Source organism: Thioclava nitratireducens, from assembly GCF_001940525.2.
Lineage (GTDB): Bacteria > Pseudomonadota > Alphaproteobacteria > Rhodobacterales > Rhodobacteraceae > Thioclava > Thioclava nitratireducens.
In genome coordinates this window covers 1,904,186-1,928,510 of sequence record NZ_CP019437.1, presented here as the reverse complement: position 1 = coordinate 1,928,510, position 24,325 = coordinate 1,904,186, and the positions used below count along the sequence as shown (strand labels likewise).

The window sequence follows — 24,325 nt, the reverse complement described above, 5'->3', positions numbered from 1 at the left end:
CCCGGCGCCGCGCTCCTCCTGCGCGGCCCGGGCCGTATATGTGCCGTCTCAGTTCATCTCGATGCGCCGCACCTGGCCGCGGTAGAAGGCCAGCGCATCGCCATCGTCACGCATCACCGCGCGCTCGACCTGACCCAGCACCAGCAGGTGGTCGCCGCCCTCATGACAGGCCACGCGGTGACATTCGAACCGCGCGAGGCAACCGTCGATCAGCGGCACGCCGTGATCGTTCAGGTGATAGGCGTGATCGAGCAGCGCGTGGGCGTTCTTCGTAGTCGCAAAGCAGAGATCGTCCTGATCGGCGGCGAGCACGTGGATCGCGTAATGCTCGGCCTTCTCGAAATGCACGAAACGTCGCGAATTGCGGTCCGGGGCCCAGATCACCAGCGGCGGATCGAGCGAGACCGAAGAGAAACTGTTCGCCGTGATCGCGACCGGGCCATTCTCGCTGGCGGCGGTCACGATGGTGATGCCTGTCGCGAAACGCCCGAAGGCGTCGCGCAGCAGGCGGGTGTTCTCGGGACCCGGCACGAAGGTGCGCGGGGTAAACTGGCGGGTGGCGTTCATCATGGGACCTCCTGACCGAGTCCGGCCTCGTAGAGGCGGAACCACGTCTCCCTGTCGATCTGAACCTTCAAAGCATCGGAGAGCTTCGCGATGCGCTCGAGATTGTTGGTGCCCATCACCGGGATGATCCGCGCCGGATGGGCAAGCAGGAAAGCGGTCGCGACAGCTGCGCGATCGACGCCCTGCGCCTGCGCGATCTCGTCGAGCACCGCCTGCACAGGGCCCTCGCCTGTCATCAGCGCGCCGCCACCCAGCGGCGACCATGCCATCGGGGGTTGGGACTGACGCTGGTGGAAGGCCAGGTCGCCATTGGTGAAGGGCGCGAGGCAGCCGAGGCTGATCTCGATCTGGTTGGTCACGAGCGGCGTCTTCATCGCCGATTGCAGCAGTTCCCAGTCCCTGGGGCGGAAGTTCGACACGCCCACCGCACGCACCTTGCCCGAGGCTACGAGATCATCGAGCACAGCGCCTGTTTCGTGATGATCCATCAGCGGATCGGGGCGGTGGATCAGCAGCAGATCGATCCGGTCGGTGGCAAGCTCCCGCAGCGAGGTCTCGACCGAGGCTTCGATATGCGCGCGCGAGGTATCGTAGTGCTTCACCTTGCGGTGGGAATGACGCCCCGCCGAGACGATGATGTCGCATTTCGTGACGATTTCCATCTGATCGCGCAGCGACGGGTCCTCGCGCATCGCCGCGCCGAAGATGCCCTCCGCCGTGTAGCCGCCATAGATGTCGGCATGGTCGAAGGTGGTGATCCCCTGCTCCAGACAGGCGTCGATCTTGGCGCGCACATGGGCGGGCGAGGTATCGGCATCGTCGCCGAGGCGCCACATGCCATAGACGATCCGGCTGAGCGCCACGTCGGAGGTGAGGTCGATCTTTTCCATTAACGGCGTTCCCCTTCTGCGAGCGGTGTTGCGGGCGGCCCCATCGGGACGCGGCCATAGACTTCGGGCAGCGAGACCGTGTCGAGATGCGGCATCACGAGACGGCCGAACTGGCGGGCCTCGTCGATATGCGGATAGCCCGAGAGGATGAAGGCGCGAATGCCCATCTTGCGATATTCCTCGAGCTTCGTGAGCACCTGATCGGCCGAGCCCACCAGCGCCGCACCGCAGCCAGAGCGCGCGCGCCCGACCCCGGTCCAGAGGTTCGGCTCGACATAGCCGCTCTCATCCGCGATCTCGCGGTTGCGCGCCTGTTTCGACACGCCGAGCGAGCTTGCATCATGCGCCCGCTCGCGGATCTTGCGACCTTCCTCGTCATCGAGCTTGGACACCAGCTCCTGCGCGTATTCCTTCGCCTCGGCCTCGGTGTCGCGCACGATCACATGGACCCGCAGCCCGTAATCGAGCACACGGCCATGACGCTCGGCGGCCTCGTTGACGACCTTCATCCGGCCTTCCAGCTCTTCCTTGGTCTCGGGCCACATCAGGTAGACGTCGCAATGCTCTGCGCACAGCTCGACCGCCGCCGGGGAATAGCCCCCGAAATAAAGGAGCGGGCCGCCCTGCTGATAAGGCTTCGCCGGGTCGGTGGTGAGGCCTTTGAAATTGTAGATCTGACCTTCGTAATTGATCTCGTCGCGGGTCCAGGCCTGTTTGAGGATCTCCACAACCTCGCGCGAGCGCTGGTAGCGGAATTCGCTCTCTTCCTTCTCGCCCGGGAAATCGGACGAGATGATGTTCACCGTCAGACGCCCCTCGAGCATGTGGTCGAGCGTGGCGATGGTCCGCGCCAGCATGATCGGTTGCATCTCCCCGCAGCGCACGGCGGCGAGGAAATTCATCCGGTTCGTGATCTGGCTGGCACCCGCGACGAAGCTCAGCGTGTCTTGGCCCACCTGATAGCTCGACGGGCACAGGATGTTGCGGAACCCCTGCCGCTCGGCTTCGCGCACGATGTCGGAGCAATGCGCCCAGCTGGAGCGCAGATCGCCTTCGGGCTGGCCCAGATAGCGATAATCATCCGAGCAAAGCGCCGAGAACCAGGACACCTCCGCGGCATCGAGATCGGCCGATCTTACCGGCACAACAGTCATGCGTTCCTCCCTCGCGATTCCCGTTCGATTTCCCTTCACTTAGCAGCCGCCTTGATATAGATCAATACTGTATCAATTTTTGGGGCGACCAAGTGACACAGGCAAATCAAGGGTCAGAGCGCACCGGACTGCCGATCTATCAGCAGATTTCCGAGATGCTGATTCGAGATATCGCGGCGGGACGACTCACCGACGGGGAGCGTCTGCCCCCGGAACGGACGATGTCCGCGCAGCTGAAGATCGCGGTGGGGACGTTGCGGCGCGCGCTGGAGGATCTCGAGGAGAAAGGCCTGCTGGAGCGTGTGCAAGGCTCGGGCAATTACATCCGCACCCGCAACCTGCGCGACCATTTCTACTCCATGCTGCGGATCGAACTGCTCTCGGGCGGCGGCTTCCCGAATGCCCGCATCCTCTCGGTCGACGTGATGGACAAGCCCGCCGACCTGCCTGCCTTCGGCACAGCCTTGCGTGCGAGCCGGGTGCGCCGCCTGCGTTTCCTCGATGAGACGCCAGTCGCGGCGGAGGAAATCTGGCTCGACGCCTCGAAGGGCGAGGTGAAAGCCGAGGATCTCGAGGACTCGCTTTACGCCTACTACCAACGCGCGCTCGGTTTCTGGATCGCGAGCGCCGAAGACCGGGTCAGCTTCGCCCCGATGCCGGACTGGGGGCCGTCGGAGCTCGACTGCCGCCCCGGTGAGACCGCTGGCTATATCGAGCGCTTCAGCTGGGCCGACGGGTCTGCCCCGGTCGAATTTTCGCGCACATGGTTCGACACCAGCCGCGCGCATTACGTTCAACGCATGAGATGAGGAGGCTCGGATGAGCGCCACCAAGACGGAACCCGTTCGCTACGGCATGATCGGCTGCGGCATGATGGGACAGGAACACCTGCGTAATATCGCACTGCTCGACGGGGCGGAGGTCGCGGCGATCTTCGAGCCCGACGCAGAGATGGCGCAGGCCGCGCAGACGCTCGCGCCGAGGGCGCAAATGGTGGCGTCGGTGGCGGAGCTTCTGGCGGTGGAGGCGCTCGACTGCCTCGTCATCACCAGCCCGAACTTCCGCCATCTCGAACAGCTCGAAGAAATCGCATCGACACGCCCGCTGCCGGTGCTCGTGGAAAAGCCGCTCTTCACCGACCCGACCCATGCCGAGCGGCTGCAAGCCTTCCGCGACAACTACCCCGCGCCGGTTTGGGTCGCGATGGAATATCGCTACATGCCGCCGATCGCCGCTTTCCTCGACGAGGCCGAGGCAGCGACGGGCGGGATCACCATGCTCACGGTCCGCGAACACCGCTTCCCCTTCCTGTTCAAGGTCGGCAACTGGAACCGCTTCAATCGCTATACCGGCGGCACCTTCGTCGAGAAATGCTGCCACTTCTTCGACCTGATGCGCCTCGCGCTGAAGTCCGAGCCGGTGCGCGTCATGGCCTCGGCTCCTGCGCCGGTGAACCACGTCTCCGAGGACGGAGCACCCGACATCCTCGACGCGGGCTTCGCGATCGTCGAATTCGAGAACGGCGCGCGGGCGATGCTGGAACTGTGCATGTATGCCGAGGGCGCGCGCTATCAGGAGGAGGTCACCGCCGTCGGGCCCAACGGCAAGATCGAGGCGCTGGTGCCCGGCCCGACCCGCTTCTGGCCCGAGCATCTGGGTCTGCCGCCGGTACCGAAGCTGGTGATCTCGCCGCGCGATCCGAAGGGCCCGGTGGAGCGCGAGTTGCCCGTGCCCGAGGAATTGCTCGCCGCTGGCGATCACAACGGCTCCACCTATCACCAGCATGTCGGCTTCCTCGCTCTCGTGCGCGGGGAGCGCGCAGCACCCGAGGTCACGCTGGAAGATGGTTGGGCCGCGGTCGCGATCGGTCAGGCCGTGCAACGCTCGATCGAGACCGGCGAGGCCGTGCACTTCCCTGCGCAGCCTTGGCGCCGCGTGGCCTGAAGACAGAACGGTCAGCCGGGCCTGTACGCAGGGCGTGGGCGTGGCGCTGCTGACGGCGCGCCCGCGACCCCGCTGCAGGCAATCCTGCTGACCGATCATCTGCCGGTCGCCGCCACTGGCCGGGCCGCCTGCTGGTCTGTTCGATAACCGGGCTCGCCGGTTTCGGGGCCGTCTGCCCGATCGTGATCAGGCGCTCGCATCTTAAACTTTTCGGGTAAGCTGTCGCTGGCGCGGACGCGAGGCCCGGTTTGGGCCCCTGTCGCACCGGACTATGTCATAGGGCATCCGCGGCGCGCGCGGGAACCGAAACCGAGCAAGGAGGAAAGGCCATGAGCAAGGCACAGGCGGTGATCATCGGGGTGGGCGACGGGCTTTCCGCCGCCGTGGCGCGGGAGCTTGCGCCCGATTATGACCTGACTCTCGCAGCACGCAGCACCGTGCGGATGCAGGCGCTGGCCGAGGAAATCGGTGCGCGCACGGTGCAGCTGGACGCGACCGACGAGGCCGCCATCGCGGCGCTGTTCGACGCTCTGCCAGAGCCGCCGCGCGTCGTGGTCTACAACCCCTCGGGACGGGTGCGCGGCCCGGTTGCGGAGCTCGACGCCGAAGAGGTCCGCGCCGCCGTCGAGATCACTGCGATCGGGGCGTTTCTCACCGGCAAACACGCCGCGCGCCGGATGCTGACGGCGGAGCCCGCCGACGGCACTCGCGGCACGATCCTGTTCACCGGAGCCTCCGCCGGGGTTAAAGGGTTCGCACGCTCCGCCCCCTTCGCGATGGGCAAATTCGCGCAACGCGGGCTGGCGGAGAGCATGGCGCGAGAGTTGCACCCCAAGGGTATCCATGTCGCCTGGGTGAATATCGACGGAATGATCCTCAACCCCGGTCGCAGCGAGGCGCCGGACGAGCCCGGCTCGATGCTGCGCCCCGAGGCGATCGCGAAGACCTACCGCCAACTGATCGAGCAGGATCGCAGCGCCTGGACAAACGAGATCACGCTGCGCCCCTGGGTCGAGACGTTCTGAGGCGGCAGGCGCTCAGCGCCCCTTGCCCGCCTCCAGTGCCGCCGAACGCATCGCCGAGAGCGACTGGCGCGGGGTCAGCGCCTCGGGCGAGATCACGAGGTCCAGCACCGCGCCGGTCTCGGACGCCCGCGCACGTTCAAAGGCGGCGGCGAAATCCTCCGTCCGCTCGACCCGCTCGCCGTGGAAGCCATAGGCCTTCGCCAACGCCGCGAAATCCGGGTTCACCGCCATCGTCGTGCCCGACACGCGGGTCGGATAATTGCGCTCCTGATGGGCGCGGATCGTGCCGTAAATCCCGTTATTGAGGATCAGAATAATCGGCTGTGCGCCCGCCTGCGCGGCGGTGGCAAGCTCCTGCGAGGTCATCTGGAAATCGCCGTCGCCCGCGAAGCAGACCACGGTCCGCTCGGGCTGCGCCACCTTGGCGGCAATCGCGGCGGGCACCCCATAGCCCATCGCCCCCGATTGCGGCGCAAGCAGCGTGGCCTTCGGCCCGAAGCGGAAGAACCGCCCCGGCCAGACCGCGAAATTGCCCGCCCCGTTGGTCAGGATCATGTCCTCGGGGAGTTCTTCGCGCAGATAGGCGCAGACCTTGCCCATATCGACCGGCGAGGGCAGCTCCGGCAGATCGAAGCCAGCGTCATAGGCCGCCCGTCCCTCGGCGCGCCAATCGGCCCAGCCGCCTTTGACCGGGTCCATTGCGCCAAGTGCGGCGGCAAAGGCGTTCGGTCCGGCATGGATGCCAAGTTCGGGACGGTAGATCTTGCCGATCTCCAGATCGGAGCCGTGGATATGGATCAGCCGCTGCGCGGGCTGCGGCACGTCGAGAAGCGTGTAGCCGTCGGTCGTATTCTCGCCAAAGCGCGCATTGATCGCGAGGATCACGTCGGCCTCGCGCATCAGACGCTTCACATGCGGCGCCATCCCGACGCCCGCATCGCCACAGAAAACGGGTGAATTATTGTCGAACTGGTCTTGATAGCGAAAGACCGAAAGCACAGGGATATCAGAAGCTTCCGCGAAGAACTTAATGGGCGACGTGCCGTCCCCGCGCCAGTTGCACCCACCGTAGAGGATCAAGGGACGCTCGGCCCCGGCGAGCATCTCGCGCAGTTCGCCCATCGCCGTCGGATCGGGCTGCGGCTCGGTGATCCGGACGGGCGCGCCAAGCGGCGCGGCCTCGGTCATCGCGGTCAGCATGTCCTCGGGCAGCGCAACCACGACCGGGCCGGGCCGCCCGCTCACAGCCATCGTCCAGGCCCGCGACAGAATTTCGGGGATACGTTCGACCCGGTCGATCTCGACCGCCCATTTCGCCATCGTCCCGAAAACCGCCTTGTAATCGAGCTCCTGAAACGCCTCGCGGCCCTTCATATCGGTGCCGACCTGCCCCACGAAGAGGATCATCGGTGCGGAATCCTGCATCGCGGTATGCACCCCGATCGAGGCATTGGTCGCCCCGGGGCCGCGCGTCACCATGCAGATGCCCGGCTCCCCGGTCAGCTTACCATATGCGGCGGCCATGAAACTCGCCCCGCCTTCCTGACGGCACAGCACGAAATCGAGCGTGCCTTGCGTGTCGTGCAGCGCATCGAGCACCGCGAGATAGCTTTCGCCCGGCACCCCAAACGCCTTGCGCGCACCGAGCCCTACGAGGCTCTCGACCAGAAGTTGACCACCGTTTCTCATGCGCGCGCCTCTCTCCCTCTTGTGCCGCTCCGCGCTTCGGCGCGGATCTGCGAGAGGCGTAGCACGCGCCAAATCCGAGCGCACCCCCGGCACGTCGCAAGCGCGGCAGATCACCCGGCGAGGTAGGTCCGGAACCACGCGATCATGCGCTCCTCTGCCAGCTTAGCGGCGGCCTCGTCGTAGCGCGGCGTCGTGTCGTTGTGGAACCCGTGGTTCACGCCCGGATAGATATAAGCCTCGTAGCGCTTGTCGTTTTCCTCGAGCGCCTTTTGATACTCGGGCCACATCGCATTGATGCGCTGATCGAGCGCGGCGAGTTGGATCAGTAGCGGCGCCTCGATCATTGCGACCTGTGCGCTGTCGGGCGCGGCCCCGTAGAACGGCACGCCCGCGCCCATTTCCGGGTAGGCGACAGCGAGCTTGTTCACCACGCCCCCGCCATAGCAGAATCCGGTCGCGCCGACCTTGCCGTTGGTGCCGTCGAGCGTCTGGAGATACTCGAATCCCGCGAAGAAATCATTGAGCAGCGCCCCCTGATCGAGACTGCGCTGCATCTCGCGCCCCTCGTCGTCATTGCCCGGATAGCCGCCGAGAGAGGACAACCCATCGGGCCCCATCGCCACGAATCCCGCCTTGGCGAGCCTGCGAACGACGTCGCGGATATAGGGATTGAGGCCGCGGTTCTCGTGCACGACGAGGATAGCGGCCGGCGGATTGTCCGGGTCGATCTGCGTCGGGCGCACCAGATAGGCGGTGATCTCGCCGGTGCCATTCGGGCTGGGATAGGTTATGTCCTCGCCCTGAATGTCGGGATCGTCCTCGGCCACCTGCTGGGCGAGCGCGTAATTCGGCGCGAGTGCCCCGAGAATCGCGACGGCGGTCAGGCCACCCACCGCCCATTTCCCCGCGCGGTCGAGAAATTCCCGTTTCGAGATTTTGCCATGGACATAATAGTCATAAAGATCGAGAAGTTCCTGGTCGAAATCGGCCGCCGTCAAGCGACGCGCGTTGGCTGGGTCGGTCATGGATGAATCCTCCTCCTGAGAGGAAGAAGCATATCACGGACGCGTGAATTGCCCTCATCTTATTGACGGATAGTTCAGGCAAGGCGCCCGCCCAACGCCGCCGCTGCCGCCACCGCCAGCCGCATGGGCATAGCGCATAGATCACAGATCAAATTTCCCTATCGGCCTTGGGTTGCATCTTGCAATTACGTTACGTTTATAAGTTGTCTGGCGTCATCGCCCCGCCCCGCTGAAACGCGCATTCTCGAGGAGCCTCGAATTGAAAACGCTACGCCCCGTCATCGGCCTTGTCCTCGTCGCGGGCGCTCTTTGGGTCATCGTCGGAGAGCAGATGTCGGGCGTCAGTGCCGACGCCGTCGTCAATGCGCCCGTCGTCACCGTACGCAGTAGCACTGCGGGCAAGCTTTCGATGCCGAAGCGCCCGCTCGGCGCGGATGTCGCCAAGGGCGAACGACTTGCCACTGTAGATGACAGCCTGCCCGACAGGACGCGGCTCGACGACCTGCGGATGGAGGTCGCGAACGCGCAGGCAACCGTCGATCGTATCGAGAGCGATCTCGACGCAAAACGGGCGCAACGCAAATCCTATGGCGAGCGCACCAAGATTTATCGCGAACATCGCATTGCCGAGATCGAGACCAAGCTGAAATTCGCCCGCGCGCGGCTCGACCGGCTCCAGCCGAAGGCGCAAGGCTCGGAGACGAGCGCGACCAAGGTTGCGCAGACCGCCCCGCCCGCCACCACGGACACCGCTCCTCTGATGCAGGCGCGCGAAGACGTGGCGCTGCTCGAAATTTCGCTCGACGCGGCCAAGTCGGGCGTCTTTCTCGGCGACGGCTATAACGACGCGCCGAGCTCCGAACAGCGCGGTGCCGATCTGGACGGGGCGATCGCCTCGCTCGAAGCGAACCTCACGGAGGCCCAGACCCGCCTCAAGACGCTGGAAGACCGCCGCGCGCAGGAACAGACGCGGGTGACCACGATGTCCTCCAGCCATGTGACCTCGCCTGCGAACGGGATCTACTGGGAGACACTGCAGGCGGATGGCGTGACGGTGCAGCGGGGCGATCCGATCATGGAGCTTGTCGATTGCGACGTCCCGCTGGTGACCGCCTCGGTGAGCGAAGGGGTCTATAACAGCCTCAAGGTGGGCGATTCCGCGACGTTCAAACTGGCTTCGCGCGACAGGATTTACGACGCGACGGTCGCCCGGCTCGCAGGGAGTGGCGCGGCGGATGTCTACCAGCATCTCGCGATCGCGCCGAACAAGGAACATCTCGAGCGTTACGACGTGACCCTTCTCGTCCCGGAACTGAAATCGGATCCCGATCTCGACTGTCCCGTGGGGCGGACCGGGCGGGTATTCTTCGAGCGCCGCCCCCTCGACTTCCTGCGCTGAGGGCGGGACGGCATGTTCTTCTATCCGCAACTGGGAGAGCTTGGCTCGGCGGCGATGCAGCTCATCCTCGTGGTGGGCATCACGGCCATCCTGCCGAGCTTCGTCAACACGCGGCGCAACTGGCACCGCGCGGTCTTGCTGGGGATCAGCGCCGTTCTGGCGCTGCGCTATATCTGGTGGCGCGGAACCGAGACCCTCGCCCCGCCCGGCCTGACGCTGGACGCGCTGGCGAGCTGGTCGCTCTATGCACTCGAAGGTCTGACCATGATCGGCTCGCTCAGCGCCTTTCTGGTCCTGTCGCGGATCAAGCTGCGCAGCGAGGACGCGGATCGATACGTCAATCTCCCGACCGAGCGAGAGCCGCTCGTCGCGATCCTGATCGCCACCTATAACGAGGATCGCGACGTTCTCGAACGCACCATCGTGGGCGCGAAGTTCCTGCGTCACCGCAACAAGACGATCATCGTCTGCGACGACAGCCGCCGCGACTGGCTGCGCGATTTCTGCGAGGCCAAGGGCGTGCGCTACATGCGCCGGGCCGACAACGAAGGGCAGAAGGCGGGCAATATCAACCACGCGCTGGACCGGCTGGCCGAAGAAGAGGTGCAGCCCGACTTCGTCGCAATCCTCGATGCGGATTTCGTGCCCCATCGCGGCTTCATCTCACGCACGCTGGCGCTGTTTCACGACCCCGAAGTGGGGCTCGTGCAGACGCCGCAACACTTCTTCAACTCCGACCCGATCCAGCACAATTTCCGCCTCGACAGCTCCTATCCCGACGAGCAGCGTTTCTTCTTCGATCAGATGCAGCCGTCGCGCGACGGCTGGGGGATCGCCTTTTGTTGCGGCACCTCCTCGGTCTGCCGCTGGAGCGCGCTGCGCGAGATCGGCGGCTTCAACACCGAGAGCGTGACCGAGGATTTCATGCTGACGCTGGCGTTGCAGAACGCGGGCTGGCGCACCGTTTATCTGGCCGAGCCGCTGACCGAGGGGCTCGCCCCGGAAGGCCTCAAGGAATACATCACCCAGCGCGCCCGCTGGTGCCTCGGCCTGATGCAGATCGCGCGCTCCTCGCTCGGACCGTTCTCGAAGAGCAACCTGCGCCTGCGCGACCGCTGGAGCGTGATCGACTCGATCCTCTACTGGACCACGACCTTCCCCTTCCGGATCGCGGCGATCTGCTATCCGCTGCTCTACTGGTATTTCAACATCACGGTGGTGAATGCGGGCCTCGCGGACGTACTGAGCTATTTCGGCGTCTACTACCTGTGGAGCCTGATGACGCTCAACATGCTCAGCCGCGGTATGGTCGTGCCGATCCTGAACGATGTCAGCCAATTGATCGGCGCGATCCCGATCGCTCGCGCCGCCTTCACAGGTCTGCTGCGCCCCCATGGCCACCCGTTCTCGGTGACCGCGAAAGGCGGGGATCGGTCGAAAGTCGTCGTGCAGTGGCGGATCATGATGCCCTTCCTGATCCTGCTTTTCCTGACGCTGGGCGGCCTTCTGATCGGGATCATCTGGGATCGCTTCGCCTATTTCGACGCGGGGGACGGTAAATGGGTGATCCTGTTCTGGACCATCTACAATCTGTTCCTGCTCGCCGCGACCTGTCGCGCCTGTGTGGAGCTGCCCCGGCGCGAAATCCATGTCGCGGACAAGCCCGAGCGGATTTCCTTCGACTCCGACGGCGTGGAATACTGGGTCTGGATGACCTCCTTCACGATGGACACGGTGCGCCTTCGCGGCCTGACCTTACCGGAACAGACCCGCGGCAAACTGACGATCGACCAGATCACCGGCCCGATCGAGTGCTACGTCATCGCGAAGACGCGGGACGGCGCGCGGTTGCAGCTGCTCCCGACCGAGGAGCAGCGCGAACAGCTCTTCGTGCGCTTCTACGCGGAAGGCGACGAGCCCGGCGTCAGCCATGTCCGCCCGGGCGCCCTCCTGCACGACATCTACCGCCGTTTCCTGCCGAAATACTCGTCGGACGAGTGACCCTGCGACGGCAGGCATCAATAGGTGTTGATGGAAAGACCCGCGAAGGCTTCCTTGGCGAAGGCCCGCCAGCCAGCCCGGATCGAGACCGGCCCGTCGCCGATTTTCTGGGTCACCGCAATCGTCCGCTCGGAATAAGTGTCGCTTCCCCCCGCCGAAAGCTCGAGCCCCAGACCGGAGCGATTCCCGGCCTGAAACAGCGCGAACCAATCCTGATCGATCGTGTTGTACTGGGCCAGCAGGAAGACATGCCCGAATCGGGTGGGCGAATAGTGCTCCAGTCCCGCCCGCACCCCGAGTCGCCAGTTATCGTCCGACAGCGTCCGCCCGATGCTGGGCCCGACCTTCAGCGTTCCGATTCCCCCAAGCGCGAAGTCACGCGTCACCACGGCCCCGGTCGACCAGCCGCCCTCGTAATCAGAGAAATTCGCGCCGAAACTCACCTTGCCGCGCGATATCGCAAACACCGCATCGGAGGTGTTCGTCCCGAGATCGGCCTGCAAGAACGTCCCGTCTGCACGGGCGGGCGAGACCGGCCCCAGCGACAGTGTCAGCGACGTCGCGAGCGCGACGCTCCGCCAGTGAATCTTGTGCATTCTGCGAATCCTGTATAGCTCTGCCTGAGACCTTGGCGGCCTCCTCTGCTTCCCCTTAACCTTAGGGAAACTCATGTTTTTCAGCGCCGTCCAATACGGGAACAACGCGTATCCTTCGATGGCGAGTGTTCGGCGTCGATTTGCGCTTTGCAAGCGGCCTGACCCCGGTCCCGCAAAAAGGTTCACAACAACAACCCGACACCACTTTCTCGCCGTAATTAACCATTAACTATGACTTATAGGCGTTCCCTCCTGTACATAACTTAGGATTGAAACGAGGATGACCATGCGTCGAAATCACAATCTCGGGGGCATTTTCCTGCGTACCGCTATGGCGATGGTACTTGTCGTGGCCGCGACTGCAGTCTTCGTCGCAAAGATCGTCTCGGACCGGGCCCACGAGTACCAGGTAGCTATCGAGCACAAATTGGTCCTCCGAGGCTCGGACGCGATCGCGCTCAGCTTCAACACGGCTTTGACGCGGGAATGGGACAGTATGCACGCCGTGGCGCGGGCCCTCGGTTCTGCAACGCAAGACGACATCGACAGGTTCATGGACGCCGTCTCGCGGACCGGCGGTCAGGTCGCCTGGGCAGGCTTCGCCGCGCCCGATGGCACGATCATCTCCGGCTCGAACGGCTATGACGTCGGCAAGAATGTCAGCTCCAAGCGGTGGTTCCGCGACGGCATACGCGTGCCGTCGATCGATTCCATCACCGAGGTGATCACCAATGCGCAGACCGGCGAGCCGGAGCGTTACCTGAACCTCTCGACCCCGGTGAAAGGCGCGAACGGACAGAAGGCCGGTGTGCTGGTCTACCGCGTGCGGATCGCGTGGGTGCGCAGTTTCCTGTTCGAAGCCAGCAAGGAGCTTGGCATCGACGTGGTCGTGCAGGACATCAACGGCGATACCGTGATCGACACCCGTCACCACGGCACCCCCCTCCCCGACAATCTGACATCGGGCGCGAGCCTGCGCAGCAAGTCCTCCGGCGTCTTCCACATCGTGGACGACAAGAACGGGGAAACCTATGCTTTCGCACCGAATTTCGTCGAGGACGAGCTGCCCAACTTCGGCTGGCGGGTCTTCGCGGTCCTGCGCCGCGACAACGTTTCGACCGATCTTCCGATGCTGACGCAGGTGACGCTGGCGACGGTCGCGGCGGCGGCGCTGTGCATGCTGATCGTGACGCTGGTCTTCCTTAAGCTGCTGCTGCGCCCGGTCGAGCGGCTCGCACGGGATGCCAAGAGCATCGCGGACGGCAATTACGTCTTCCCCGAAGAGGCGACAAGCTCGCGTGAGGCCGCCTCGTTGTCGAGCGCTCTCGCGATCATCCAGAGCAAACTGTCGCCCAAGAACGGCGTCCCACGGGAACCCACACCCAATCCCTGACGAGGGAGCGAACTCGAAGGGGCGCTCGAGCGCCCCTTTTTCATCTGGAATAAGCCTTACAGCGGCAGCCCCGTCAGCCGCGCCACCAATTCGGCAGTGTTGCGCGCGCCGAGCTTGGCCTGCAGCCGCGCGCGATGCGCCTCTGCCGTGCGCGGCGACAGCTCCAGCACCCGCGCGATTTCCTTGTTGGTCTGCCCCTCGGCCAGAAGGGCTGCCACCTGCCGCTCTCGCGCCGTCAGATCGGCGACGGGGCGCGATTCCGAGAGATCCGCAAAGCTCCAGACCGCGCGCGCGAAAGGATCGTCCGGCGTCAGGGATTGCCCGCGCACCCGGCACCAGAACAGTGCCCCGTTCCGGCGCTGCATGATCCGCTCATCGGCATAGCGCCCGGTCTCACGCATCCGCCGCGACCCGATCTCGCCGATGCGCAGAAACTCCTCCTGCGACGGGTAGAGCACCGCGAGCGAGCGCTGCGGCAACTCGTCTTCGGCATAGCCGAAGGTTTCGCAAAACCGCGCGTTGCACCGCTCGATCACCCGATTGCGGGTGACCGCCAGCCCGACCGGCGCATGATCGAAGGCCAGCACCGCCATGTCATCGCTGTCCAGCAGGTCCTGCTCCATCCTCTTCTCCCGATAGCGTAGTTCTACGAATAGAGGTCGTGCCGCCCCTGCGCTAGTCTCCGCCGCAACGGAGAACCATTGGGAGGAGAGCCGCATGGACGCGAAGATCGTCGGCTGGGGCCATACGAAATTCGGCAAGCTGGAGGGGCGCACGCTCGAGGATCTGGTTCTCGAAGCGGGCGGCGGCGCGTTGGAGCACGCCGGGATCGACCCGGCAGAGATCGACGGCATCTGGCTGGGGCATTTCAACTCCGGGCTGGTGCCGGACGGGTTCGCAAGCTCGCTGGCGCTGGGGATCGACGACAAGCTGCGCTTCACGCCTGCGACCCGCGTCGAGAACGCCTGCGCGTCGGGCTCGGCTGCGATCTATGCCGCGCGCGATGCGATCCGCTCGGGCCGGGTGAAGGCCGCGCTGGTCATCGGGGCCGAGAAGATGACCGCGAAGGACACCGCTGGCGTGACCGAGGCACTGGCCGGGGCATCTTACCAGATGGAGGAGGCGGGCGTTTCGTTCCCGCAGATTTTCGCGCGTTTCGCGCAGGCCTATTATCAGTCGCATGGCGACCGCTCGGCCGCGCTGGCCCGGATCGCGGCGAAGAACCACCACAATGCGCTCGCCAACCCGCTGGCGCAGATGCGCAAGGATGTGGGGTTCGAGTTCTGCAACACGGTGAGCGACAAGAACCCGATGATCGCCCCGCCGCTGCGGATGACCGATTGCTCGCTGATCTCCGACGGGGCGGCGGCGCTGGTCATGGTCGCGGACGACCGCGCGGGCGATTTCGCCAATTCCATAGGTTTCCGCGCCGCCGAGCAGGTCAATGACTACCTGCCGATGTCGCGCCGCGATCTGCTGGCCTTCGAGGGCCCGGCGGAGGCTTTCCGCCGTGCCTATGCTTCGGCGGGCGTGGGGGTCGGTGATCTCTCCTTCGCCGAGGTCCATGACTGTTTCACCATCGCGGAATTGCTCGTCTACGAGGCGATGGGGCTGGTGCCGCAAGGCGCCGGCGCGCGCGCCATCGACGACGGGCTCGTGCTGCGCGACGGGAAGCTTCCGGTGAACCTCTCGGGCGGGCTGAAGGCCAAGGGGCATCCCGTGGGCGCGACCGGCGTGTCGATGCATGTGCTGGCCGCGATGCAGCTCACCGGTCAGGCGGGCGAGATGCAACTGCCCGGCGCGGAACTGGGTTGCGTCTTCAATATGGGCGGCTCGGGCGTCGCGAATTACTGCTCGATCCTCGAAGCGGAGCGCGCGGCATGAACCCGGCGGAGTGGCTGATCCGCAGCGCGATCCGCACCCCCGACGCCCCCGCGCTGCTGCAGGGCGAGGAGCTGCGCGCCACCTATGCGGAATTCGCCGATCGCGCTGCCCGGATCGGGGCTGCGCTGGTCGCGAAAGGGATCGCTCCGGGCGACCGCGTCGCGCTGTTCGCGAAGAACTGCCCGGAATATCTCGAGGCGATGTATGGCGCGTGGTTCGCAGGTGCAGTGGCGGTGCCGATCAACGGCAAGCTGCACCCGCGCGAGGCCGCATGGATCATCGAGGCTTCAGAGGCGAAGCTTGCCTTCACCGGGGGTCCGGAAAGCGATCTGGGCGTCGCGACGGTGGACCTGAGAGGCCCGGCCTATGCCGATCTCCTGCACCATGTCCCGATGCTCGCCCCGGTCGAGATCGCCGCCGACCAGACGGTCTGGCTGTTCTACACCTCCGGCACGACCGGGCGGCCCAAGGGCGTGTGCATCACCTCGGCCAATGTGCAGGCGATGTGTCTGGGGTATTTCTCGGACGTCGACAGCGTCGAGCCGCAGGACGCGATCCTCTACGCCGCGCCGATGTCGCATGGCGCGGGGCTTTACAACTTCGTCCATGTGATGCGCGGCGCGCGCCATGTGGTGCCGCGCTCGGGCGGGTTCGAGGCCGACGAAATTCTCGACCTCGCGCCGAAGCTGCAACATGTCTCGATGTTCGCCGCCCCCACCATGATCCGTCGTCTGGTGGACCGCGCCCGCGCCGCGGGGCAAACCGGCGAGGGCATCAAGACCATCGTCTATGGCGGTGGACCGATGTATGTCGCCGATATCATCGAGGCAGTCGAGGTGATGGGGCCGCGCTTCGTGCAGATCTACGGCCAGGGCGAGAGCCCGATGACGATCACCGCCCTGTCGCGCGAGCTGGTGGCGGATCGCACCCACCCGCGCTGGCGCGAACGACTGGCCTCGGTCGGGCTCGCGCATAGCCCGGTCTCGGTGCGGATCGCTGATCCCGATGGCCGCCCCTGCCCGCTGGCGAGACCGGCGAGATCCTCGTGCGCGGCGCGGCGGTGATGTCGGGCTACTGGCAGAACCCGGAGGCGAGTGCGAAGGCGCTCCGCGACGGCTGGCTCTGGACCGGCGATCTGGGCACGATGGATGCGGACGGCTTCGTCACGCTGCAGGATCGCTCCAAGGATGTCATCATTTCGGGCGGCACCAACATCTATCCCCGCGAGGTCGAGGAGGTTCTGCTGCTGCACCCATCGGTCCATGAGGTCGCGGTGGTCGGCAAACCCGACCCGGAATGGGGCGAGAGCGTCGTGGCCTTCGTCACGCCTGCGCCGGGAGCCGAGATCGACCCGGCCGCCCTCAATCAACACTGCTGCGAGCAGATCGCACGGTTCAAGCGCCCGAAGGCGTATCGCGTGATCGCGCAGCTACCCAAGAACAATTACGGCAAGGTTCTGAAAACCGAGCTGCGCAAACTGGTGACGGAGGAGGATTGATGTCGCAACTGGAGGGAAAGACCGCACTGGTGACAGGCTCGGTGCAGGGGATCGGGCTCGCCATCGCCAAGTCGCTGGCCGAGGCGGGCGCGCGTATCGCGCTGCACGGGCTGGCCGATGAGGCGCAGATCGCCAAGGCGACGGCGGTGCTGGAAAAGGCGGGTTCGCCCGAGGTGAAGTTCTTCGACGCCGACATGGCCGATCCCACGCAAATCGACGCGATGATGGACGCGGTCGCGGAGTGGGGCGGCGCGGATATCCTCGTGAACAACGCAGGCATCCAGCGCACCACCAGCCTTGCCGACGCCACGCCCGAGATCTGGAACGCGGTGCTCGCGGTGAACCTCTCGGGTGCATTCCATACGATGCGCCGCGCGATGCCGGACATGGCCGAGCGCGGCTACGGGCGGGTGATCAATATCGCCTCGGTGCATGGGCTTGTGGCCTCGGCCAACAAGGCGCCCTATGTCGCCTCGAAATTCGGCCTCGTCGGCATGAGCCGCGTCGCGGCGCTGGAATATGCGCAGGCGGGCACGCGTGAAGCGGGCGGCGTGACGGTGAACTGCATCTGTCCGGGCTGGACCGAAACCGACATCCTCGGGCCGCAGATCGCGGAACGCGCAGCGGCCCATGGCGGCGACCGGGCCGCGGGGATCGCGGATCTTCTGGCGGAGAAGCAGCCGACGCGACGTCTCTCGGACCCGTCCGAGATCGGGGCGCTCGCGCTTTGGCTCTGTGCGCCGATCGCGCACAACGTGACCGGTACGTCCATTCCGGTCGATGGTGGCTGGACCACGCAGTAACGGATCGGAGGCAAAAAGGGGCGGCGGATTGACCACCGCCGCCCCTGCCTTCAATCCGGCGCAGGCACCGCGGGGGAGGTGCGGTGCCTGCGCTTGGGGGTGCGATCAGTCTTCGATCGCACCCTCGTCATCGCGGCGCTCATGCATCCGCGCTTTCACGAAGCGCCCAAGGAACAGCGGCAGGATGAAGCCGACAATCGCCACGGTCCACAGGCCGATTGCCAGCGGGCTGCCGACCAGCGTTCCGTAATCGCCATTCGAGATCGTGACCGCCCGACGCAGGTTGTTCTCCATCGTGTTGCCCAGAAGCGTGCCGAGAATGATCGGCACCAGCGGCACGTCGAGCTTGCGCAGTACCCAGCCCATCACGCCGAAGCCGATCATCACCAGCAGATCGAAGCTGGAGCCGGAAATCCCGTAGATCCCCACGAAGGACACCATCGCAACGATCGGCATCAGGATGCGCGGCGGGATCATCAGGACGCGGGTGAAGATGCCCACCATCGGGATGTTCATCGCAAGCAGCATGAAGTTGGCGATGAACAGCGCCGCGATCAGACCCCAGACCACATCGGGGTTGTTCTGGAACAGCAAGGGGCCGGGCGTGATGTTGAGCGACAGAAGCACCGCCAGCAGCACGGCGGTCGTCCCCGAGCCCGGCACGCCGAGCGCCAGCATCGGCACAAGCGCACCGCCTGCGGCCGCATTGTTGCCCGCCTCGGGGGCCGCGACACCGCGCGGGTCGCCCGTGCCGAAGGTGTTCTTGCGGTCCACCAGCTTCTTCTCCATCGAGTAGGAGATGAAGGAGCCCAGCGACGCCCCTGCCCCCGGCAGCACGCCCGCGACGAAGCCCAAGAGCGACGAGCGCAGCATGGTAGGCGTCGTCTCTTTCACCATCTTCCACGGGGGTGTGATGCGCCCGACCGAGACCTTGTGACCCGCGCCGGTGGCCGAACCGTGGCGGTGCTCGAGGAAGATGAACACTTCCGACAGCGCGAAAAGACCGACGATCGCGACTAGGAAATCGAGCCCGTCATAGAGGTGCACCTCGCCGAAGGTCAGACGCGGCACGCCGGTCTGGGTGTCCACCCCGATCACCGACAGGCCGAGGCCCAGCATCGCGGCGAAGGCCGATTTCGCCTGATTGGTCGAGGAGACCCCGCCCAGCGTGGCAAAGGCCAGCGCGAAGAGCGCGAAATATTCCGCCGGACCGAACAGCAGCGCGAATTTCACCAGCTGCGGTGCCAGCAGGATCAGGCCCCAGGTGGCGATGAAAGCACCCACGAAGCTTGCGATACCCGAGAGCGACAGCGCCTCGCCCGCAAGCCCCTTCTTGGCCATCGGGTAGCCGTCGAGACAGGTCATCATCGCGGGTTCGTCGCCCGGAATATTCAGCAGGATCGAACTGATCCGCCCGCCATACATCGCCCCGTAATAGACGCTCGTGAGCAAGATCAGCGAGGGCGTGGCTCCCAGCCCCAGCGTAAACGCCAGCGGGATCAGGATCGCGACGCCGTTGGACGGGCCGAGACCGGGCAGCGCGCCCATCATGGTGCCGAGGAACGTGCCCAAAAGCGCGAGCAGCAGGTTTTCGAAGGTCAGAGCGGTGTGAAAACCGTCTGCGAGTGACATCAGGGTGTCCATCATTTCACCTCAGAAACCGAAGGGGCCGCTGGCGAGCGACAGCCCCAGCACCAGCTTGAAAATTACGTAGATACCGATCGAGGTGGCGACGCCGACGACGACGGATTGCAGCGGACGCGTGCCCAGCCGCCATGTCAGGTAGGCGCTGGCAAAAGCGGTCGCGATCAGGAAGCCCGCGATGGGCAGGAATTCCGCATAGAGGATCATCACCACGACGGCGGCGAGGATTTCAGCGAGCCGCGAGAGGCTCGGCCAGACCGGGTCGGGATCGGGCTTGAGCAGGATCGCGAGCGAAGCCAGCCCGAGGATCACCGCGATCACCAGCGGAAAGGTTTTCGGCCCCACCGCATCCGACAGGAAACTTTCTTGGATTTGCAGCGTCGCCCAGCCGTAGAACAGCGCGAGGCACAGGCCGACGGCGCCGAAGATGCGATCACTCATGATCCCCTCCCTTGAAATGAAGGCGCGGCGGCGCCCTTGGGCCCGCCGCGCGCATGGGTGTCTCGCTTACTTGATGATGCCGATCTGGCGCGAGATGTCCTGGATCTGCTGGACCGACTTCTCGACGAAGGCCTCGAATTCGGCGCCCTGCAGGTCGAGCGGGGCCAGACCGTTGGCCGCCATCACCTGCTTCCACTCGTCCGAAGCGTAGAGCTTGCCGACCTTGTCGACCCAAGCCTGATAGGCTTCGTCGGACATGCCGCCCGGTGCGTAGAAGCCGCGCCAGTTGGCGCCGATCGCATCGATGCCCTGCTCTTTCGCGGTCGGGAATTTCGAGAATTCACCGTCCAGACGCTCGGGTGCCAGCACCGCGATCACGCGGATATCGCCGGAATCGACGAAGCCCTTGGCTTCCGACAGATCGCCGGTAAAGGCTTGGACCGAACCCGCGAGAAGCTGGGTCACCGCTTCGCCGCCGCCGTCGAAGGCGATGTACTTGACCTTGCGCACATCGTCGATGCCGTAAGCGTCAGCCGCGATCAGAACCTTGAGGTGGTCCCAGCCACCCACGGCCGAGCCGCCCGCGACGGAGACCGAGTTCGGGTCGGCCTTGATCTTGTCGAGCAGTTCCGGAAGCGTCTGGATGTCGCTGTCGGCAGCCACGGCGATCACGCCGTAATCCGCGCCGATCGACCCGACCCACCGGACCTGATCCATCGAGTTGCCCGGATAGGCGCCCTGCGCCAGACGGGTCGCGGTGGCCGAGGAGGCCGCGACGATCAGGTTATCGTCGTCGTTGCGCTTGTTCACCACTTCGGCGAAGGCCACGCCACCGCCGCCGCCGGCGAGGTTCACGACCTGCATGGTCGAGTCGATAAGACCCAGATCCTGCATGGTCTTGCCGACCTGACGGCAAGTGAAGTCCCAGCCGCCGCCGGGGTTCGCCGGTGCGATGCATTCCTGTGCCGACGCGCCGGTCGCGACGGTGAGCGCCGCGGCAGCAATCGCCGCGCGCATGAGTTTAAAAGCCATGGTATATCCTCCACTGTCCGCCCGTTGCCTCCCGCAGCGGGCTATGGGTCGGGTTTTACCGCTTGAACCTGTCACGAACCTGTCACAGGTTCGGAGCCGAAACGGGGAGGATGGATGCGGCTTCTGCTAGTGGAGGATGCCGAGGAACTGGCCGAGGCCACGCAGCGTCGGCTTGCGCGGTCCGGCATGGCCTGCGATCTCGCCGCCACCGTAGAGGAGGCGCGCGATTTTCTGGCGGTGCAGGCCTATGACGCGGTGATCCTCGACATCAACCTCCCCGATGGCAGCGGCACCGACCTCTTGCGCGAGATGCGCGCGCAGGCCGCGATGATGCCGGTGCTGATGCTGACCGCGCAATTCTCGGTCGACGACAAGATCTCCGCCTTCCAGCTCGGGGCGGACGACTACCTCGTAAAACCCTTTGATCACCGTGAGTTGGAAGCAAGACTTCATGCGATCGGGCGACGTCAGGCGACCGACCGCTCCGCCGATCTCGAACTCGGACATCTGCGCTACAACGCAACGGCGGGCAGCGCCTCGGTCGGAGATCAGGCGCTGAAACTGACGGGCCGCGAATTCGCGCTGCTGGGAATTCTGATGCGCAATGCGGGGCAAGTGATGTCGAAGGACCGGCTGCACGAGGGGCTTTACGCCTTCGACGACGCCGTGCCGGGCGACAACGCGATCGAGCTTTATATAGCTCGGCTGCGCAAGAAGCTTACCGGCAGCGGGGTCGAGATCGAGACCCTGCGCGGACGCGGCTACCGTCTGGCGGCGCGCGACGGCGATGTCTGACGGCGCGCGCTCCCACGACACCGGCCTCGCCGCCACGCGATCCCTGACCGCGCGGCTGGTGACCGGGCTGTCGGGGCTGATGATCGTCGGCGGACTGATCCTCGCGCTCGCAGCCTTCGCCTATGGGCGCACGGCGGCCCGCGACGCCTTCGACCGGTTGCTGGTGGGGGCCGCCAATGACATCGCCGCTTCGATCTCGATCCGCGACGGCGCGCCGGTGGTCGATCTTCCGGTCTCAGCCTTCGAACTCTTGGCCCTCGCCCCCGACGACCGCATCGCCTATCAGGTCAGCGGGCCTAAAGGCGCGGTGCTCACAGGCTACAAGGACCTTCCCCGCCCGAACACGACGGCACAGGACTCGGAGCTTTACGATGCGCGCTTCAAGGGAGAGCCCGCGCGCTACATCCGGGTCACGCGCCGTTTCGCGGAACGCCAGTTCTCCGGCACGGTGGAGGTGATCGTGGGGCAAACCCTGCGGGCGCGCACCCAGCTTGCGCTCAGCATCACTCGCAACGCGCTTGGCGGGCTGGCGGTCGGCGGCATCGCCATGCTCGCTTTCGCGATCATCATCGTGCATAGCGCGCTGCGCCCGCTGGAGCGGCTGGCTCATGGCATCTCGGAACGCGATCCGCAGGACCTGACCCCGATCCGCGCCGCCGTCCCGCGCGAGGTCGATGTGCTGGTGCAGGCCACGAACGGGTTCATGGGGCGGCTCGACCGGCAGTTCGCCACGATGAAAAGCCTGATCTCGGACACCGCGCATCAGTTGCGGACACCCGTCGCCGCCCTGCGCGCGCAATCCGACCTCGCCGCCGAGGAAGACGACCCGGCGCGGCGCGACCAGATCGTCGCGAAGATGCATTCCGGAACGGTGCGGCTGAGCCGCCTGCTCGATCAGATGCTGTCGCGCGCGCTTGTGATCCACCGCGCCGACAGTGCGCGGCGCGAGCGGGTCGATCTGCGCAACATCGCCTTGGATATCTTCGAGGAAGGCGATCATGCGGCTCTCGCGCCGGGCAGCGACATCCGGCTGGAGATCGCCGAGGCGGAGGTGCCCGTGCTGGCCGATGAGCTCTCGCTGTCGGAGGCGGCGAAGAACCTGCTCGGCAACGCGCTGGCGCATGGCGAGGCCCCGGTCACCATCGGCGCGGAGCTGCGCGACGGGCGCGCCCGGCTCTGGGTGCGCGATGCGGGGCCCGGCCCCTCCCCCGAACTGCGCGCGCGCCTGGGCGAGCGTTTCGCGCCTGGGCGCACGGACACGCGGCGGCGCGGCGCGAGCAGCGGGCTGGGTCTCGCCATTGCGCAATCGGTGGCCGAGACCTATGGCGGCACGCTGGAGATGGAAAGCGATGCGGCAGGCTTCACCATCGCGATCACCCTGCCCCGAGCCGAGGAGGCACCATGATCCGCACGCTCCTGTCCCTGTCGCTCTGGCTGTGCCTGAGCGTCCCCCTTTTGGCCGCAGAGCCCGAGGCCGTCCGCACCTTCGGCCCAGATCAGCCCGCCCGCAAGATCACCCTGCGCACCACGACCGACGTCAATATCCTCGCCCCCGCGATCAAGGCGTTTCTCGACACCCAGCCCGGCCTCGCGATCCGGTTCGAGCAATGGGGCTCGAACGACCTCTACGATATCTCCGAGGCCGATTGCGCGAAGGGCAAGCCCGGCGCCGAACTGGTGATCAGCTCGGGCGTGCAACATGTGGTCAAGCTGGTGAACGACAATTGCGCCGCCACATGGATCTCGCCCGAGACTACGGCACTGCCGAAGGATCTGCGCTGGCGCGATCAGGTCTGGGGCATCTCGCGCGAACCCGCGGTGATGATCTACAACCGCGCGCTGGTTCCGCCCGAGGACGTGCCGCGCACGCGTTTCGATCTGGTCGACCTGCTGCGGCCCGCGCAATCGCCCTATACCGGCAAGATCGCGACCTATGACATAGCGGATTCAGGGCTGGGGTTCCTCTTCGCTTTTCTCGACAGTCAGGAGGCCAGCACCTTCGGCGGCTTGATGGAAGCCTTTGCGCGCTCCGGCGCGGTCGCGACCTGCTGCTCGGCCGAGATCATCGACGGTGTCGCGGGCGGCCGCTACCTGATCGCCTACAACATCCTCGGCTCCTACGCGGCGCAGGCGGCGCGCGACAATCCCGATCTGGGTATCATCGCGCCCGCCGATTACACGCTGGTGCTCTCGCGCGCGGCCTACCTTCCGGGGCCCGAGCCAGATCCGACCGCCGCCAAACTGCTGGATTTTCTGCTCTCACCCGCGGGCCAACGGGCGCTGGCGCAGACCAAGCTGATCGACCCGATCGCGAATGACGGGGGCGGCAGCGACAGCGACGAGACGCTGACCTTGCAACGCCTCATCGCACTGGGCCCGCCGCTGCTGGTCGCGACCGACACGATGAAAGCCGCGCGGTTTCTGGAGCGCTGGCGCGATACCTTTGCGCAATGAGTGGCGGAGGGGCGGCTCAAGCGGAGACACGCTCCATCTGAAAGGGTGTGCGCCGGTCCGTGGGATGGCGCACGCGACCCTCGGGCTGGGC

23 protein-coding genes are annotated in these 24,325 nt (G+C 65.6%); 13 read left to right on the top strand and 10 right to left on the bottom strand.

Features of this window, described 5'->3' with window-relative positions:
- Window positions 1-48: 48 nt before the first annotated feature.
- From BMG03_RS09245 to BMG03_RS09235, 3 genes are read right to left on the bottom strand one after another with little or no spacing between them, the layout of a single operon-like run.
- Entirely contained in the window at window positions 49-570 is a 522-nt protein-coding gene (locus BMG03_RS09245) for a flavin reductase family protein (protein WP_369907789.1), read from the bottom strand.
- Window positions 567-1,457, bottom strand: coding sequence for an aldo/keto reductase (locus tag BMG03_RS09240; protein WP_075774651.1), 891 nt, complete (start codon window positions 1,455-1,457; stop codon window positions 567-569). Before BMG03_RS09240 ends, BMG03_RS09245 begins: the two co-directional genes overlap by 4 nt.
- Window positions 1,457-2,611 (bottom strand): LLM class flavin-dependent oxidoreductase, encoded by a 1,155-nt coding sequence (locus tag BMG03_RS09235; RefSeq protein WP_075774650.1) that lies wholly within the window; start codon window positions 2,609-2,611, stop codon window positions 1,457-1,459. The genes BMG03_RS09240 and BMG03_RS09235 overlap by 1 nt, the downstream gene beginning before the upstream one ends.
- A gap of 92 nt (window positions 2,612-2,703) precedes the next feature.
- On the opposite strand from BMG03_RS09235, the gene BMG03_RS09230 reads away from it, so the two are divergent.
- The 3 genes from BMG03_RS09230 to BMG03_RS09220 all read left to right on the top strand — a co-directional run bounded on the left by BMG03_RS09230 (window position 2,704) and on the right by BMG03_RS09220 (window position 5,580).
- The gene (locus BMG03_RS09230) at window positions 2,704-3,420 is read left to right on the top strand and encodes a GntR family transcriptional regulator (protein ID WP_088721693.1); all 717 of its coding nucleotides are present in this window, start codon (window positions 2,704-2,706) and stop codon (window positions 3,418-3,420) included.
- Window positions 3,421-3,430: 10 nt separating this feature from the next.
- Window positions 3,431-4,555 (top strand): Gfo/Idh/MocA family protein, encoded by a 1,125-nt coding sequence (locus BMG03_RS09225; protein ID WP_075774649.1) that lies wholly within the window; start codon window positions 3,431-3,433, stop codon window positions 4,553-4,555.
- 329 nt (window positions 4,556-4,884) lie between these two features.
- Window positions 4,885-5,580: an SDR family NAD(P)-dependent oxidoreductase gene (locus tag BMG03_RS09220; RefSeq protein WP_075774648.1), complete on the top strand. Its 696-nt coding sequence runs from the start codon at window positions 4,885-4,887 to the stop codon at window positions 5,578-5,580.
- Between the two features lie 12 nt (window positions 5,581-5,592).
- Here BMG03_RS09220 and BMG03_RS09215 read toward each other — a convergent pair whose 3' ends face one another.
- Both BMG03_RS09215 and yghX read right to left on the bottom strand, forming a co-directional pair.
- Window positions 5,593-7,269: a thiamine pyrophosphate-binding protein gene (locus BMG03_RS09215; RefSeq protein ID WP_075774647.1), complete on the bottom strand. Its 1,677-nt coding sequence runs from the start codon at window positions 7,267-7,269 to the stop codon at window positions 5,593-5,595.
- A 110-nt stretch (window positions 7,270-7,379) separates the two neighbouring features.
- Window positions 7,380-8,294: a YghX family hydrolase gene (gene yghX, locus BMG03_RS09210; RefSeq protein WP_075774646.1), complete on the bottom strand. Its 915-nt coding sequence runs from the start codon at window positions 8,292-8,294 to the stop codon at window positions 7,380-7,382.
- A 259-nt stretch (window positions 8,295-8,553) separates the two neighbouring features.
- Between yghX and BMG03_RS09205 the strand changes: the two genes are divergently transcribed.
- Together BMG03_RS09205 and BMG03_RS09200 are read left to right on the top strand one after the other, a co-directional pair.
- Window positions 8,554-9,693 (top strand): HlyD family secretion protein, encoded by a 1,140-nt coding sequence (locus BMG03_RS09205; RefSeq protein ID WP_075774645.1) that lies wholly within the window; start codon window positions 8,554-8,556, stop codon window positions 9,691-9,693.
- Between the two features lie 12 nt (window positions 9,694-9,705).
- Window positions 9,706-11,694 (top strand): glycosyltransferase, encoded by a 1,989-nt coding sequence (locus tag BMG03_RS09200; RefSeq protein ID WP_075774644.1) that lies wholly within the window; start codon window positions 9,706-9,708, stop codon window positions 11,692-11,694.
- A 17-nt stretch (window positions 11,695-11,711) separates the two neighbouring features.
- Here the strand turns inward: BMG03_RS09200 and BMG03_RS09195 are convergent, their stop codons facing one another.
- On the bottom strand, window positions 11,712-12,290 hold the full coding sequence (locus tag BMG03_RS09195) for a hypothetical protein (protein ID WP_075774643.1): 579 nt from the start codon (window positions 12,288-12,290) through the stop codon (window positions 11,712-11,714).
- Between the two features lie 286 nt (window positions 12,291-12,576).
- Between BMG03_RS09195 and BMG03_RS09190 the strand changes: the two genes are divergently transcribed.
- A complete protein-coding gene (locus BMG03_RS09190) occupies window positions 12,577-13,683 on the top strand; it encodes a cache domain-containing protein (RefSeq protein WP_075774642.1) in 1,107 nt (368 codons plus the stop codon).
- Window positions 13,684-13,739: 56 nt separating this feature from the next.
- On the opposite strand, the gene BMG03_RS09185 is transcribed toward BMG03_RS09190, so the two are convergent.
- A complete protein-coding gene (locus tag BMG03_RS09185) occupies window positions 13,740-14,306 on the bottom strand; it encodes a PAS and helix-turn-helix domain-containing protein (protein WP_244271016.1) in 567 nt (188 codons plus the stop codon).
- A gap of 94 nt (window positions 14,307-14,400) precedes the next feature.
- Here BMG03_RS09185 and BMG03_RS09180 point away from each other — a divergent pair, with 94 nt between their 5' ends.
- The 4 genes from BMG03_RS09180 to BMG03_RS09170 are packed head-to-tail and all read left to right on the top strand — an operon-like array spanning window position 14,401 to window position 17,868.
- Window positions 14,401-15,567 carry an acetyl-CoA acetyltransferase gene (locus BMG03_RS09180; RefSeq protein WP_075774641.1) on the top strand — a complete coding sequence of 389 codons (1,167 nt, stop codon included), beginning with the start codon at window positions 14,401-14,403 and terminating at the stop codon, window positions 15,565-15,567.
- Window positions 15,564-16,631: an AMP-binding protein gene (locus BMG03_RS09175; protein WP_341865730.1), complete on the top strand. Its 1,068-nt coding sequence runs from the start codon at window positions 15,564-15,566 to the stop codon at window positions 16,629-16,631. Before BMG03_RS09180 ends, BMG03_RS09175 begins: the two co-directional genes overlap by 4 nt.
- Window positions 16,613-17,065 (top strand): class I adenylate-forming enzyme family protein, encoded by a 453-nt coding sequence (locus BMG03_RS21250; protein ID WP_341865729.1) that lies wholly within the window; start codon window positions 16,613-16,615, stop codon window positions 17,063-17,065. Before BMG03_RS09175 ends, BMG03_RS21250 begins: the two co-directional genes overlap by 19 nt.
- Complete coding sequence (locus BMG03_RS09170; protein WP_075774639.1) at window positions 17,065-17,868, top strand: 3-hydroxybutyrate dehydrogenase; 804 nt, start codon at window positions 17,065-17,067, stop codon at window positions 17,866-17,868. The genes BMG03_RS21250 and BMG03_RS09170 overlap by 1 nt, the downstream gene beginning before the upstream one ends.
- 105 nt (window positions 17,869-17,973) lie before the next feature.
- On the opposite strand, the gene BMG03_RS09165 is transcribed toward BMG03_RS09170, so the two are convergent.
- The 3 genes from BMG03_RS09165 to BMG03_RS09155 all read right to left on the bottom strand — a co-directional run bounded on the left by BMG03_RS09165 (window position 17,974) and on the right by BMG03_RS09155 (window position 20,985).
- Window positions 17,974-19,512 carry a tripartite tricarboxylate transporter permease gene (locus BMG03_RS09165; protein ID WP_075774750.1) on the bottom strand — a complete coding sequence of 513 codons (1,539 nt, stop codon included), beginning with the start codon at window positions 19,510-19,512 and terminating at the stop codon, window positions 17,974-17,976.
- A 9-nt stretch (window positions 19,513-19,521) separates the two neighbouring features.
- Window positions 19,522-19,953, bottom strand: coding sequence for a tripartite tricarboxylate transporter TctB family protein (locus BMG03_RS09160; protein ID WP_075774638.1), 432 nt, complete (start codon window positions 19,951-19,953; stop codon window positions 19,522-19,524).
- Window positions 19,954-20,019: 66 nt separating this feature from the next.
- Window positions 20,020-20,985, bottom strand: a complete 966-nt coding sequence (locus BMG03_RS09155) for a Bug family tripartite tricarboxylate transporter substrate binding protein (RefSeq protein ID WP_199224664.1) — start codon at window positions 20,983-20,985, stop codon at window positions 20,020-20,022.
- 114 nt (window positions 20,986-21,099) lie between these two features.
- Between BMG03_RS09155 and BMG03_RS09150 the strand changes: the two genes are divergently transcribed.
- Genes BMG03_RS09150 through BMG03_RS09140 form a run of 3 tightly spaced genes read left to right on the top strand, consistent with a single transcriptional unit; the run spans window position 21,100 to window position 24,234 of the window.
- Window positions 21,100-21,780 carry a response regulator transcription factor gene (locus BMG03_RS09150; RefSeq protein WP_075774637.1) on the top strand — a complete coding sequence of 227 codons (681 nt, stop codon included), beginning with the start codon at window positions 21,100-21,102 and terminating at the stop codon, window positions 21,778-21,780.
- Window positions 21,773-23,185 carry a sensor histidine kinase gene (locus tag BMG03_RS09145; RefSeq protein WP_075774636.1) on the top strand — a complete coding sequence of 471 codons (1,413 nt, stop codon included), beginning with the start codon at window positions 21,773-21,775 and terminating at the stop codon, window positions 23,183-23,185. Before BMG03_RS09150 ends, BMG03_RS09145 begins: the two co-directional genes overlap by 8 nt.
- Window positions 23,182-24,234: an ABC transporter substrate-binding protein gene (locus tag BMG03_RS09140; protein ID WP_075774635.1), complete on the top strand. Its 1,053-nt coding sequence runs from the start codon at window positions 23,182-23,184 to the stop codon at window positions 24,232-24,234. The genes BMG03_RS09145 and BMG03_RS09140 overlap by 4 nt, the downstream gene beginning before the upstream one ends.
- Window positions 24,235-24,325 lie beyond the last annotated feature (91 nt).